The organism is Brevibacillus sp. BD137, assembly GCF_041644655.1.
Taxonomy (GTDB): domain Bacteria; phylum Bacillota; class Bacilli; order Brevibacillales; family Brevibacillaceae; genus Brevibacillus; species Brevibacillus brevis_D.
In genome coordinates, this window is the sequence record NZ_JAOTNO010000001.1 from 713372 (window position 1) to 726720 (window position 13349).

Annotated in this window: 14 protein-coding genes and 1 pseudogene; 2 read left to right on the top strand and 13 right to left on the bottom strand. The window is 48.4% G+C overall.

The genetic code is table 11. The annotated features are described in order from the left end of the window. Window positions 1-42: 42 nt before the first annotated feature. Window positions 43-1038, bottom strand: coding sequence for an ABC transporter permease (locus ODZ53_RS03510; protein WP_041749545.1), 996 nt, complete (start codon window positions 1036-1038; stop codon window positions 43-45). Beyond that, entirely contained in the window at window positions 1004-1963 is a 960-nt protein-coding gene (locus tag ODZ53_RS03515; protein ID WP_142497660.1) for an ABC transporter ATP-binding protein, read from the bottom strand. Before ODZ53_RS03515 ends, ODZ53_RS03510 begins: the two co-directional genes overlap by 35 nt. 129 nt (window positions 1964-2092) lie before the next feature. Here ODZ53_RS03515 and ODZ53_RS03520 point away from each other — a divergent pair, with 129 nt between their 5' ends. Beyond that, the gene (locus ODZ53_RS03520; RefSeq protein WP_372675926.1) at window positions 2093-2881 is read left to right on the top strand and encodes a GDSL-type esterase/lipase family protein; all 789 of its coding nucleotides are present in this window, start codon (window positions 2093-2095) and stop codon (window positions 2879-2881) included. Here the strand turns inward: ODZ53_RS03520 and ODZ53_RS03525 are convergent. The 4 genes from ODZ53_RS03525 to ODZ53_RS03540 all read right to left on the bottom strand — a co-directional run bounded on the left by ODZ53_RS03525 (window position 2873) and on the right by ODZ53_RS03540 (window position 7725). Next, window positions 2873-4108 (bottom strand): MDR family MFS transporter, encoded by a 1236-nt coding sequence (locus ODZ53_RS03525; RefSeq protein ID WP_372675927.1) that lies wholly within the window; start codon window positions 4106-4108, stop codon window positions 2873-2875. The genes ODZ53_RS03520 and ODZ53_RS03525 overlap by 9 nt on opposite strands. 228 nt (window positions 4109-4336) lie before the next feature. Beyond that, entirely contained in the window at window positions 4337-5185 is an 849-nt protein-coding gene (locus ODZ53_RS03530) for a YtnP family quorum-quenching lactonase (RefSeq protein WP_372675928.1), read from the bottom strand. Between the two features lie 74 nt (window positions 5186-5259). Next, entirely contained in the window at window positions 5260-5556 is a 297-nt protein-coding gene (locus tag ODZ53_RS03535; protein ID WP_016742437.1) for a hypothetical protein, read from the bottom strand. Between the two features lie 165 nt (window positions 5557-5721). After that, on the bottom strand, window positions 5722-7725 hold the full coding sequence (locus tag ODZ53_RS03540; RefSeq protein ID WP_372675929.1) for an oxidoreductase: 2004 nt from the start codon (window positions 7723-7725) through the stop codon (window positions 5722-5724). 187 nt (window positions 7726-7912) lie between these two features. Between ODZ53_RS03540 and ODZ53_RS03545 the strand changes: the two genes are divergently transcribed. Then, window positions 7913-8056, top strand: coding sequence for an SRPBCC family protein (locus ODZ53_RS03545; RefSeq protein ID WP_372675930.1), 144 nt, complete (start codon window positions 7913-7915; stop codon window positions 8054-8056). Between the two features lie 79 nt (window positions 8057-8135). Here the strand turns inward: ODZ53_RS03545 and ODZ53_RS03550 are convergent, their stop codons facing one another. From ODZ53_RS03550 to ODZ53_RS03580, 7 genes and pseudogenes are all read right to left on the bottom strand, one after another. After that, window positions 8136-8552: a VOC family protein gene (locus tag ODZ53_RS03550; protein WP_372675931.1), complete on the bottom strand. Its 417-nt coding sequence runs from the start codon at window positions 8550-8552 to the stop codon at window positions 8136-8138. A 205-nt stretch (window positions 8553-8757) separates the two neighbouring features. Beyond that, window positions 8758-9222 (bottom strand): annotated as a pseudogene (locus tag ODZ53_RS03555) (amidohydrolase family protein); the annotation flags it as partial. Between the two features lie 66 nt (window positions 9223-9288). Then, window positions 9289-9759 carry a hypothetical protein gene (locus ODZ53_RS03560; RefSeq protein WP_372675933.1) on the bottom strand — a complete coding sequence of 157 codons (471 nt, stop codon included), beginning with the start codon at window positions 9757-9759 and terminating at the stop codon, window positions 9289-9291. Between the two features lie 74 nt (window positions 9760-9833). Continuing rightward, entirely contained in the window at window positions 9834-10148 is a 315-nt protein-coding gene (locus ODZ53_RS03565) for a hypothetical protein (RefSeq protein ID WP_015892313.1), read from the bottom strand. Between the two features lie 176 nt (window positions 10149-10324). Beyond that, entirely contained in the window at window positions 10325-11761 is a 1437-nt protein-coding gene (locus ODZ53_RS03570; RefSeq protein WP_372675935.1) for an LCP family protein, read from the bottom strand. Window positions 11762-11990: 229 nt separating this feature from the next. Beyond that, window positions 11991-12128, bottom strand: coding sequence for a hypothetical protein (locus ODZ53_RS03575; protein WP_007717021.1), 138 nt, complete (start codon window positions 12126-12128; stop codon window positions 11991-11993). 54 nt (window positions 12129-12182) lie between these two features. Continuing rightward, on the bottom strand, window positions 12183-13136 hold the full coding sequence (locus ODZ53_RS03580; RefSeq protein WP_372675936.1) for a carbohydrate kinase family protein: 954 nt from the start codon (window positions 13134-13136) through the stop codon (window positions 12183-12185). Window positions 13137-13349: the final 213 nt, after the last annotated feature.

The following is a 13349-nucleotide window of genomic DNA, read 5'->3' on the forward strand; positions in this document are numbered from 1 at the left end:
AAAGACGAGCAGACTTGGAGAAAAGTAACGAAAAAAGTCAAATTAGGATGTGACATCTCTACGGATAAAGGCCGCGTACGCAATAATCAGTGCTGCGATCGCCCATACACTCAACACGGTCAACGAGAACGGCAACGTCATCCCTTTGATCGGAGGCAGTGTTCCATTGAGATAATCCGTCAGCTGCAAGTTTACCACGAACAAGTATTTGGACGATTCCCAGGAGGATGCCATCTGCGTCAGGATCGTTCCGCTAATTAACGCTGCCATCATAATTCCCATCCCCGCAGCCGCACTCCGAACCAAAACAGAGACCATAAGCGTTACCGTAGCAACCACGATGCAGACGAACCAGCCTAGACCATACTGCATCAGCAAAAATTGCCATTGCGGCAGCATGAAAGCCCCAGAGGTCTCGAGCTCTCCTCCCGATACTTCAAAGCCAGTCAAAATAGGAAGATCCCAACCGGAATAGCCAAACACGACCCCAGAGAGCAAATAAGCAAGAATCAGTGTCGTAAGAACCGTGAGAGAGGTAAACAGCAGAAGGGTGATGTATTTGCTTGTCAGTACCTTCCACCGCCTTACGGGTCGCGTTAATAGCAGCTTGACCGTCCCCTCGCTAAACTCAGAAGATACAAGGTCAACCGCGAGCACGACGATAATCATCGGCAAAAACATTGAAATGGCTTGGTCCATAAAGCCACGGGCAAATGTAGGCCCCCCCGGTGCCATCGGGTTAATGTCATGATCCAAATAGTATTGCTGTTGCGCGATCCTGACCTTGATAAAATCTCGCCACTCCTCGGGAAGACGGCTTGATGCCAGCCTGTTTTGCATATCGACGATTTGTTGGGTTAAGAGCGGACGCCAGTCGGTTGTCCCCATTCGTTCTTGTGCAGTAACAACCGAACGGTATTGTGCGTATGTAAAAATCGGGATCAGAATCGCCAAGATCAGCACGACGACGAGAAAACGGCGCCTGCGCAGCAATTTTATGGTTTCATTCTGTACGAGCCCCACCATGTTCTGCTCCATGACTTCCCCCTCCTCCCGTCAATGTAAGGAACAGGTCTTCCAGTGTAACCGTCTTCGTCGCTATTCCCATCACAGGTATGCCGCCATTGACCAAAGCCTGGTTAGCCTCACTCACTTTTTCTACATCCATGCGTGATTTCAGGCGCTCTTCACTGACCACCCACACCTCTGTCACTGCTGGTAGATTTCGCAGGATTTCCTCGGCCTTTTGTATATGGGAAGACGGGATTGTCCAATCGACCTGATCAGCAAACTGCTCCATCAGTTCTTTGACTAATCCAACCGAAATGACCTTCCCTTGGCTGATAATCGCCACCCTGTCGCACATCATCTCGATTTCACTGAGAAGATGACTCGAAATGAAGACCGCGAGCCCTTCTTCCTCGGCAAGCTTGCGAATAAACTGGCGCAACTCACGGATTCCCGCTGGGTCCAAACCATTCGTCGGTTCGTCCAGGATCAATATTTTCGGCCGGTGCAAAAGTGCCTGCGCGATCCCCAGGCGCTGCCTCATTCCGAGTGAGTACGTTTTTACCTTATCATCAATGGCCCGCTCCAAATCAACGAAGCGGACGATTTCCTCAATACGCTCAGCCGTTATACCGCCACTCATTCTCGCAAACTGCTCCAGATTCTCTCTGCCCGTCAAAAACTTGTACAGCTCCGGGTTTTCTACGATACAACCAACCTGCGCAATCGCTTGTGGAAACTGTTCTTGAAGGGAGATGCCTCCGATGCGAATATCTCCCCCATCGGCCTTTGCCAATCCAACGAGCATGCGGATTGTGGTGGTTTTGCCTGCGCCATTCGGCCCGAGAAATCCAAATACCTCTCCGGCGAAAACGTCAAACGTAATATCATGAATGATCGGCTTTTTGCCAATCGCTTTTTGCAATCCTTTTACTGAGAGGACCGTTTCGGCCAATGTACGCCCTCCTATCTGAGTCTCCCCTCGTCAACTGACGATGGCGTTGTGTTTATGATACACTGTCATAAGATGTCCATCCACATTATACCATGACCATACACTTTACAACGAATAGGAGGATACCTGATGCGCACATCCGGCCAATTACTTTGGCGCACGGCAGGTCTCTTGTCTTTACTCTCCTTTCTTTTATTTGCGACAGGTTTTGTCCTCGCGATGAATCCACAGCAGTTAGCACCGTCCACAGCAAGCCCACCTGTGCAAAAAGAGCAGCCACCCTCACCTTTACCAGAAAAGGGTGTCCACAAAGTAGTCGCACTAGGGGATTCTCTCACGCGCGGTGCCGGAGACGCAAACGGCCAGGGCTATGTCGGAATCGTTCGCCAAGCATTGGAGAAAAAATCGGGCCATTCGATTACGTTCACAAACCTCGCGATTAATGGACAGGAATCATCTGAGCTGCTCAAGCAAATGTCCCAGGAGCAAGTGAAGAAGCTGCTCGCTGAAGCCGATCTGATTCTTTTTACCATCGGCGGCAACGACTTGTTCAGGCAGACGGGCGGGCTGTATACCATTGAAAAAGAAAAAGTGACCACGGCTCTTAATAAGCTCGCGGTCAACTATGAAGAGATTCTCAAACAGATTCGTAGCGTCAACAAGACGGCGACAATCGTTTACACTTCCCTGTACAATCCTTTTGGCAATACCGAAGCAGCCGTCGACACCATCGGGCCTGTGCTCGACTGGAACAATCACGCATCCCAAATCGCCTCACGGTACCCACAAGTTTTCGTGGTGCCGACCTACGACTTGTTCTTGCGTAAGGAACAAAACTACTTGTATACAGATCACTTCCACCCGAATGCTGATGGCTATAAACGGATGGCGGATCGTATCTTGCAAGCGTTAGAGTGATTCACCCCTCGCTTCATTAAAGGATTTGCCTCGGGTTGCCTCAAAGGCGCGAGCACCCGCCCATTGGAAGGCACTGCTCATCATCGAAGTCGCTGCTACCACCAGGAACAAGGTCGTACCTCCGTAATGTGCTAACAGCAATCCACCCATCCACGGACCGATGAACTGACCGAGGTTGCTGAAGCTTTTCGCACCGTAATAGCTGCCCCGCATATTCTCTGGGGCCATTCGGTCGATCAGGACGTCCCCTGCGGTAAACGTAAGGATTTCGCCAATCGTGAAAAATACCATCGCCACAATGAAAATCAGCCAGGAATTGGCAAAGGCATAACCCACGTCACCAACCGCATACATGACGTTTCCCACCAATATTGCGGTGAGAGGCGTCTTTTTTTCTGCCCAAGTCGTCAACGGAAGCTGCATCACAACAACGACAATCGCATTGACGGTCATCAGGATGGCAAACAGCTCTGTTCCATTCACGACCGTCATTTCTGCGAATTTGGCCAGCGTAGAAGACATCTGCGAGTAGCCAATCGCTCCTAAAACACCAGCGAGCATGTACAAGCGAAACGCTTTGTCATTCACGATTACACTGAATGCACGGCTGAATGTAACGACTTCTTTCTTTTGGCCTTCAATTTGTTTAATGCCGAACTTGTTCAATAATCCTTGCAGGCTAATCACATAGATCAAATAAATCAGTGCAGTCACCAGGAAAGGCAGAGCGACAGAGCTTTTGGCGAGTACTACCCCTGCGATAGGCCCTACCGCTACCCCAACATTAATCGCCATGTAGCGAATACCGAATACACGAAGCCTCTTCTCTTGTGGCGTTACATCTGCCATCAACGCCTGTGAGACCGGCTCGTAGAAGGATCGACAGAGTCCCCCTGCTATATTGAGAAATAGGAGAACCCAAGGATCTTTACTAAGCGCAAACCCGACAAACACGAGCGTCCACACGTACAACGCGCCTAGCATGACTCGCCTGCGCCCTATTCTGTCCGACCATGCTCCCGCAAAAAAGCCTCCGATTGTACCCGCGAGCGGTCCTGCTCCAATCGTCAATCCGATCATTGCCAAGCTCATATCTGTTTGATTGGACAAGTATAAAAACAAAAACGGCATGCTCATCGAGCTGGCGGCCCTAACGAACACGGTCCCGACGACTAATGACCAGACGATCGGGTGAAACTCCTGTAAACGCATCTTGATCCAGCTCATTTTCTCTCTCTCCCCACTACTGTTATGCACTCCCACCTCTGCCAGAACAGATGCTCTGTGATGTTCCCATTGTAGAGAGGCAATGGTCGTTCGTCAATGAGCATTCAAAATTTTTTGATTATGAAACTTTTCTATGAGAGTAATCAAAATTTCGATAGGGTTGGACACATTTCTCGTAGACAACACAAAAGACCGCCAGAAAACACTGACGGTCTTTGCCTATCCTTTTTACAACATCACTTCTATACGATCAATCATTTCTCCCTGTTCGTTCCATTTCACTGCACGGTAAACGCTATCGTGGTAAAACGTGAACCAAGCGCCTTGCTTGATCCCGTTGATGATCCATTCTTCTTTTGCATAGATGGAGGTCATCGGGTAGTCGTCGTAAGCCATCACCCATAATGGATTTTGGTGAGCGTGTGTTGGCATGATGTCCGCCAGATGCAAAAGCAGCTGCCCCTCTGTCTCCATCCGGACGATCGCATGTCCCTGGCTGTGCCCTCCTGTATGATGAAGCGTGATTCCCGGCACAACTTCGTACGAAGCTCCGTACGTCTTCACCTGCTTCTCAATCGGACGCCAGTTCTCTTCCCAATATGTATTCTTCGAGCGAACATTCGGCTCTCTCATCTCCGCCCACTCCTGCTCCTGAACGTAGATGACGGCTTGTGGAAATGTAGAAACAAGTTGTCCATCACGTATAGAGACAAGTCCGTTGGCATGATCGTAGTGCATATGTGTCATGATGACAATATCAATATCGGCAGGAGTCAACCCTTTCGCAGCGAGGGAGTCCACCACTAGAGACTCTTCCTCCAAGCCAAAATTGCGCTTCTGTTTTTCCGTTAGCCGATCATTTCCCATACCCGATTCAATCAAAATACGCTTGCCATGAGCCTGTACCAGGATCGGGTCAGCACGCAAAGGGATTTGATTCAGATCATTGGATGGGTATCTTTTGCTCCAAAGCGGCTTGGGCACCACTCCAAACATTGCGCCCCCGTCCAGCTTCGTGAGTCCACCTCTCAGCCAAGACAATTGAAACTGACCTACCTGCCATTCGTTCCCTACCATGATCCTTACGCCTCCTCGATTGCTCGAAAATGATGATTGAAGTTCGAAAGCGAAAAGCACCCCGTTCAGGGTGCCTACAGCTTTTCTGCTACACTTACAGTTCTAGTCGCCGGGGCGATTTCTAACAGGAGATCACTCGATACAGCCTGCACAGTGACATCTGAATCACTACGTCTATGATGAAGCACGAGTTGCGCTACCTTTTCATTCTCTCGGTAAACGCTGATTAGTGTCTGTAACGGATTGGCACTCCCGCCCGCGATCAACTTAAACCCCGGGGCTATCGTAAACGTCCATCCCTCCACCTCTACTAGCGGTGCTAATGAGTACAGGAAGTAACGTTTCCCTAAGAGAATGCCATTATGGTTCATCAAGGCGAGAGCCCCCAATCAAATGAATTTGAACAGTATAACTTCATTTTGCAAAAATTAGCGGAGATTGAAAAGCGATTCGACAAAACTTCTAAAAAGACGACATACTTTTCTTAATCATAGCCGATTCCACTTGTTTTCGAAATAGAAAATCTTTTCAGCACCTTAAATCGCTCTTCCGACGGTCGCACCCTCCAAAATAGCTCGCTTGGCATCGAGCTCTCCCGCTTCTTTAGCCCCACCTATGAGGTGTACAGGCAGCCGATTAAGCAATGCGTGGTATAGCGAATTGTTGGGGGTCGCTCCAGCCGCTACAATGACCGTATCAGCCGGTATCATGCGTTCCTCCCCGTTCTGAATGAAATATACCCCTTCTTCTGCAATTCGGCTGTATTCAATTTGTGTCAGCATCTCTACGCCACGTCGCTTCAGGTTGGCGAGAACCGCCCAGCGCGTCGTTTTGCCCAAGCCCGATCCGATATGCTTCCCACGCCGCAGCATGCTGATTTTTCGTTTTCTTTGTTGCAGCTGCTGTACAGCTCTTCCGTCCAGAATCCGATACTCCTGCAAGTACTCCGCTGCCTTCGGTGAGATCGTTTCGTCGTGCATTAGTAAATGGGACAAATCACACGCGATTCCTCCCGCACCGACAATGACCACTTGTCTACCTACCTTGGCGCGCTTTTCAAATACCGCATCATATCCCTTCACATGTCCGAGCTCCACACCTGGAATCTCTGGACGCCGCGGAATGACTCCCGTTGCCACGACAACTTCTGCAAAACCTTCTTCTATTAGTGCTTCTGCCTCTGCCAGTGTTCCCAGCCTGATTTCGACACCAAGACGCGCGAGCTCTGTCTGATAATAGCGAAGCGTTTCATTAAACTCCTCTTTACCTGGCACCTGTCTGGCGTAGTTTAATTGTCCACCGATCTGATTTTTTGCCTCCATGATGACCACCTGATGCCCTCGCTCTGCCAGCACGCGAGCTGCCTCCAAGCCAGCAGGTCCCGCACCGATTACAGCTACCTTCTTGCAGTTTTCCGCCGGAACCAACCGCCACTCTGCTTCCCTGCCTACAAGTGGATTGACCAGACAGGAGGCTACCTTCCCATCAAAAATATGGTCGAGACAGGCTTGATTGCACGCAATACATGTGTTTACTTCATCAAAACGTCCTTCTTTACTTTTTTGAACGATATACGGGTCCGCTAAAAATGGTCGGGCCATTGAAACCATATCACTGCATTCTTCGTACAAAATCGTTTCAGCCTGACGCATGTCGTTGATTCGATTGCTGGCGATAACCGGGATGTTCACGATCTGCTTAACTTGCTGCGCCACCCATACATATGCTCCACGCGGCACCATCATGCCAATCGTCGGTACTTGTGATTCATGCCAGCCAATTCCCACATTGAGAGCATCAACCCCTGCATCCTCCAGCATTTTGGCAAACTGCAATGTCTCTTCCATCGTCGTACTATCTGGCATTAAGTCCAATCCCGACATCCGGTAGATGATCGGATAATCCGGTCCCACTGCTTGGCGGACACGCTTAGCCACCTCGATGCCGAAACGCGCTCTGCGTAAAAAATCCCCACCCCACTCATCTTCTCGCTTATTGGTCACAGGGGACAAAAATTGATTGATCAAGTATCCTTCCGAACCCATAATTTCTACAGCATCAAAGTCAGCTTTTTTGGCGCGGACGGCACCATCAGCAAAGCACTGGATCGTCGCTTCGATTTCCTCAGCGCGTAACTCTCTCGGCTTCCAACGGTTAATCGGCGCCTGCAATGGCGATGGTGCTACCGGGTCTAATCCTGTCGCTTCCTTGTACGCATAACGTCCGGCATGGAACAGCTGCAACGCAATTTTCCCATTGGCTTGATGAACCTCTTTCGTGATCAGGCGCAATTTCTCGATATCCTCGTCTTGGTATACATTGCAATACTCGTCGCCCATGCCGCCTTCTGGATGTACGGCAGCCCCTCCTGTCACGATCAGACCAGCCTCTCCATTCGCACGCTCTGCGTAAAAAGTAGCAAGCCGCGCTACACCATTCTGCAGCTTTTCAAATCCAACGTGCATGGACCCCATCATAATCCGATTTGGCAACGTCATTGACCCAATTTGGATCGGTTCCCATACTTTTGAAAGTTCCACGTTAAACGCCCCCCTAACGAGTGAATGCTCATTCATTTTTATTATCTATACGATTCTCTCTCTTCTCTTTATATTCCTTCTTCCTCACTATAAAAGCGGGAGTCGTCAGAATGAAGCCATCCACGGATCTAAACTCAATAATAAAGTTTTCTTAGTGTTTCCATGGAAGATGGAAGACGGAAGAAGAGTGAATATTGCTTTCGTCGATCAAGGGAATGAGACGGAGGTTATTGAAACGTTCGACGCGGAAAGCTCCAATCCCGTCGAGTTCCAGCAAGCAGGCTGGCAAGCGATCATGGACAATTTCAAAGCCTATACCGAACAAAACTAATCATCGCGAAGAAGACGCCGGGGAAGATGCCCGGCGTCTTTCTTTTTGAACCCTAGTACGAGCTTGTTCTCCATTAGCCTTAATCTTGTGCCGCATCCATGTTCATGTAGTTAATGGCCCATAGATGGCCGTCCAAGTCCACGAAGCCCCAATGATACATGAACCCATGATCTTCAGGTTCAGCGTGCAATTTCCCGCCCAAGGAGACCGCAGTATTCACGATTTCATCGACCTTTTCCCGGCTCTCGAAGGCCAATGCGATCGTCATCTGCGCATACTTGCTCGTATCGACGGATTCCTTCTCCGTGAGCGTATTAAAGAATGCTTGATTGATCAGCATGACCTGCAGGTTGTCGCCGATCACGATGGCTACCGAATTCTCGTTCTCGGGGAATTGCGGGTTGAGCTCGAATCCGAGTCCGGTGAAGAACGCTTTCGATTGTTCTACGTTTTTTACAGGCAGGTTGAAGCTCGTGAATACGGACGTTAATGCCATTTTCAAAACACCTCTTCGTCAAATTAGTTTGTGTTCATTTTTGCCTTCGTTTATATAGACGACAGCCGAGGGACATGGTTCCAATCCTAGTAATTCGTGAGTTGTTCATACTATCCTGCCAGCTATTTTAACGTGGCCCCAGTCTAGAACTTTATTATCTCTGGACATCTACCTCGAAGAGTGCCCTGCCACAAAAGTGTTTTGATTAGTTTAGTATCTGTACACCTTTGAACCATACGGCTTTAATGGACAAGGTATCCGAGATGTTGGTTATCGGATCACCGTTTACGAGTATAAGGTCAGCACGCGCACCCTCGGCAATACGGCCGCGATCGATAAGACCAAAGCAACGGGCTGGTTTCGAGGTAGCCGACCGAAGCGCTTCTATCGGAGTGAACCCGGCCTTCACCAGCAATTGCATTTCATGATGGACGCTGGCTCCATGAGCAAGGCCGCCAAGACTCGGAATGGGAACCGGAGCGACATCCGTCCCAACCAGAATATCAACTCCGGCACGGTGTAGGTCCATCACATTCTTAAAGCTGTTCTCCATATTGCCTAATGGAAACGTATTGAAGCTGGAGTTCAAGGTATCGATCCAATCCGGACTTAATTTGGAATGAACACGCGGATCATTCGCCAATTCCGATGCCGGATTTCCAATAAACGTGGGCGATGACCAACTTATCGAACTTGTGGGCTTCAGCCTGAGCTTTTTGCATGGACAACCTATTTGTTATGTGCCGAGTTTGACAAGTATCCCCAAATCCGCGGAAAATTTTGCGATGGTTTCTGTAAATGCCAATTCCTCCGCTTCTGTTCGCGGCATTTCCACGACAAAGTGATAATCCAGCACGACATTCGCTCCTGTCTGCTTACCAGGCTCCACAAAGCGGCGCTTTTCTGTCAACGAGCACTCCGCTACCAAGCTTTTTGCTTGCGTCCATAGCTGTTGAATCTCCTCATCTTGCAAGCTATAAGGATAGTTAATTTCCACTTCAATTTCACAGCTGTCCTCTTCCGCAAGTGTAAACAGATGGATGGTAGCCGTTGGTTGCTTCTCGTCCTCCGCCTCGGAAAACGTGATCAGAACCTCTTGCCCTTCGGATTCTTCCAGCAACGAATGATCCGAGCGCAAGACGATATCCGAAATCATTCCATGCGTATGTAACTGTTGATTTAGTTTTTCCACCATAAATTGTAGCACGTACTTTTTCCTCCTGTTTCACCATATTCTCTCGTAGCAGTATAGCACGAGTCCTACAAATGCGAAAAACCCCTTCACGAGGAAGGGGTCGGTGTATTGTTGATATTTTTTTGATTCATGAATTCGGACAGCCACGCACGACGTACTTCTTTGTTTGGACAGTAGCCTAAAATGTAGCTTTCTCCGCGCATATATTTTTCCTTAATCCACTCTTTATGCTTGCGGAAAAAGGCGTGCTGGAAATCAATCGGCATCTGCTGATATTCTTCCAAAGCTGAAGGGTTCTGGAGGAAAAAATCTTCATCGTACACAAACTCTTCATTTTGTTGGCGGCTGATCAGGTACACAAAAGCAATCACCAAGAACAGGTTCACCAAGAAAATCGTCATAGAAATCCCTCCAGTCAGTAATAATTATCTGATTAATCTGTCTTATCAGCATATTATTATTGTACCACGAAATTGGTGTTTTCTAAACCTTTTCCATAAACGAATTTTTAAAAATTTATGATGAATCGACAAATAAAAAACACCCGCTCGTGATGAACAGGTGTTTTTCGTACTCGTTAGGAGTTCGTGCTCGAACCATCTGTAGTTGTAGGACCAGCATCCTGACTGGACGGCGGGATGATATCCGGCGGTGGAGTAGCGTTATTACCTGGTACAGTTTGTGTTGCATCAGTCGCAGGCTTCTGCGCTCCCTGCCCTTGATCTGTCGACTGACCTTGGCCTTCTGTGTTTACGACATCAGGTGGCGGCATTGCGCCTTCATTTGCCGTACCGTCTTGATTGTCTGTCGGATTCGTCGGCTCTTGTTCTTTCGGAGCCTCCGTTTTGTGTTTCGTTGACGCTGCTGATTCTGTCGTTTTCTTCTTGACGCTCTTCTTGTTGCTAGTCGCAACCGCTTCACCAGTACCGAGTATCGGGGAATTGTTGAGCGACGCTACGACGCTCCCTGTCACTCCCATCTCTGATTGCAAGGAATTACGAACAGTCTCGAGCTTTTCTTTTTCGAGATACGTATATCCTCCGCTCCAATATGCCCCATTATCCAATGCGGTCACCGTAGAGGAATTAAATCCTTTGAAATCGTAGGCCAAGCCTTTGATCTGATCCTTGGAAAGATCGGTATGTATATTCTTGGCGCCTACGTCCATGACATTAAATATCTTTGTCAAGCCTTCGAGAGAGGCCGTTTTGTCCACGACTGCCTTGATGACTTCTTGTTGGCGACGGTTGCGGTCGAAGTCACTGGAATAGTACTTCGTTCCACGGTTGTCGTGACGATGTCGTACATAACCAAGTGCTTGCTCGCCATTCAATTTTTGAAGTCCTGGCTGGAGATTGATGTGTGTATCGTCAGTTGGATCATCGTATACCAGTCTGCGATCCACATTGACTTCCACACCACCTAATTCGTCAATGACGGCTTTGAAACCATCGAAATCAATGGCTACAAAATGCTCAATCGGAATACCTAGTATTTCATTCAACGTTTTCTTCGTTAAGGAAATACCGTCTTCAGTAACCGTCCGGTTATTGCGCTCTGCTTGCCTGCGTTCTGCTTCGCCATTGGCATAGACAGAATTGATCTTATGGTAGTCGCGATAGCCCGGGATCTTGACGCGTGTGTCCCGCGGAATCGATACCATGGTAACCTTCTTCGTCTTCGGGTTGGCAACTGCCACGATCATTACGTCTGTATTCATGGAACCTGTTTCAGGACGGGAATCAGAACCAAGCAATACGAACGACATAGGCTTATCCGAGTAATAAACAGGATCGACATTTTGGGATACTGGCGAAGTAAATCCGTTGTTTGCAGGGTTCGTTACTTCCGTCAGAGTGTCTTCAATTTTCCAATAAATCGCTCCAGCCACACCGCCAACCAGCAGCAAGGTCATCAATGTGATGGATACTACGAGTTTACGTATTTTTCGATTACGGCTCGGCTGTTTCTTTCGAGAAGCTGAAGCGCGTGTTTTCACAACAGTATCTGGCATATGAATCAGTCTCCTTGTTCGCGCACGCTTTTTGACAAAGTAAAGGGAGGCACGATTTTGAATTGTGCCACTCGACAATATGCACCACTATTTTCTTCAGTTGGCAATACTCTGATTCAGGTATTGTACCATATCGTTGTCTGCATTTGTAGAAAAATGTTCCTTTAAACGAAAAGTCCCCCATCTTTTTGTCGATAAGGGGACTTTAGTTGCATATATCATTTTTGGCTTATTGCAAGCCGCGTGGTGCCTGACTAAACCCTTGTACAGGACCCTCAGGACGCTTGTTTTTGGAGCGGTGTGAATCTCCGCCCTGTCGAACATGGCTCTCTTGTTTTCCGTTCACATCATTCGATTTCTTTTCCATGACATACACTCCTCCTTTGTAACTAACGGGTAGTGTACGTCAAGCTATGTATTTTCATTCTCTGCTGAGGATCTGTCTTTCTTTTGCGGCATAGTAATCTTTTCGAGCCAAAAGGACATCGATATCATATCGTCCGTTTCCCTTTGTTCTCATCTCGGCCAGAGCAACGCCGAAAGCAGCTTGTTCTACAAGGGACAACGCTTTGTTTTGCGCATAAATGATACCCGCAGCAAACGCATCCCCCGCGGATTCTCGGATCGGCATAATTGGTGCAGCAAGCCATTTTTCCTCCTGTGCGGTGCACAGCCACAGCCCTGCTTCCCCACAAATGACCATGACCTGATGAATACCTTCTGCCACTAATTTTTTCGCGCATTCTTCCACATCATTATAAGAATGAAGGGTTTGGCCACCTAACACTTCCAGTTCATCAATGCTGGTGACAAGTATATGAACGCCTTCAAGCATCCCTTTCCATTTTTCCGCTTTTTTCACAGAAACAGGGTCTACGACGATCTTTTTGTCGAGTCTCCTGGCTTCCGTCACGAATGCCCGCATAACCTCGACGGGAAGATTGGCATCCAGAAACAAGCCTGCGGCCTTTGGCAAGCGTTTGAGACCTTGCTGGATAATATCGGCTGGCCACTCTTCATTTAGTTCCATATCAGCAACAGCCGTGTACAATTCACCGTCACGATCACGAATAGCCAAGTAGCGCCCAGTCGATTTCCCTGCGATTCGCAACATGCCATGAGTAGCTACTCCACTATTTGCAGTGACCTGTCTTAGCCACTCGCCGTCTGCGTCTTCTCCTACCAGAGCAAACAGCTGCACTTCTTCTCCTAGCCATCCCAGATTTTCCGCCACGTTTCGAGCTACGCCGCCTGCCTCTTGATGCACTTCACCCGGATTACTTGTTCCAGGCAACAGTCTGGCAGAGGTGACTCCCTGCACGTCAACATTGGCTCCTCCCACGCATAGCCAGTATTCTGTTATACCTTCCAGCATTCCAGCATTCCCCCTAGCGTTCTGCTCATGGTCTAGTCCATTGTGCTTTTCTCTTTTTTCGACAGCGTCTCCCTTTTTACCTACCTTTTTAAAAACTTCCTGATAGATCAAACCCTTTATTTTCGATCATCATATTCCCAGTATTCATGGATGACGTTCTGTAGAATCCGTGCTACATTGAAAAAACGAAAAAGTAAGTTACGAAAGAAAGGT

Coding starts and splice junctions, on each gene's coding strand:
- ODZ53_RS03510 (WP_041749545.1), bottom strand. CDS start 1,038: ATGGAGCAGAACATGGTGGGGCTCGTACAGAATGAAACCATAAAATTG.
- ODZ53_RS03520 (WP_372675926.1), top strand. CDS start 2,093: ATGCGCACATCCGGCCAATTACTTTGGCGCACGGCAGGTCTCTTGTCT.
- ODZ53_RS03525 (WP_372675927.1), bottom strand. CDS start 4,108: ATGAGCTGGATCAAGATGCGTTTACAGGAGTTTCACCCGATCGTCTGG.
- ODZ53_RS03530 (WP_372675928.1), bottom strand. CDS start 5,185: ATGGTAGGGAACGAATGGCAGGTAGGTCAGTTTCAATTGTCTTGGCTG.
- ODZ53_RS03535 (WP_016742437.1), bottom strand. CDS start 5,556: ATGAACCATAATGGCATTCTCTTAGGGAAACGTTACTTCCTGTACTCA.
- ODZ53_RS03550 (WP_372675931.1), bottom strand. CDS start 8,552: ATGGCATTAACGTCCGTATTCACGAGCTTCAACCTGCCTGTAAAAAAC.
- ODZ53_RS03565 (WP_015892313.1), bottom strand. CDS start 10,148: ATGACGATTTTCTTGGTGAACCTGTTCTTGGTGATTGCTTTTGTGTAC.
- ODZ53_RS03570 (WP_372675935.1), bottom strand. CDS start 11,761: ATGCCAGATACTGTTGTGAAAACACGCGCTTCAGCTTCTCGAAAGAAA.
- ODZ53_RS03575 (WP_007717021.1), bottom strand. CDS start 12,128: ATGGAAAAGAAATCGAATGATGTGAACGGAAAACAAGAGAGCCATGTT.
- ODZ53_RS03580 (WP_372675936.1), bottom strand. CDS start 13,136: ATGCTGGAAGGTATAACAGAATACTGGCTATGCGTGGGAGGAGCCAAT.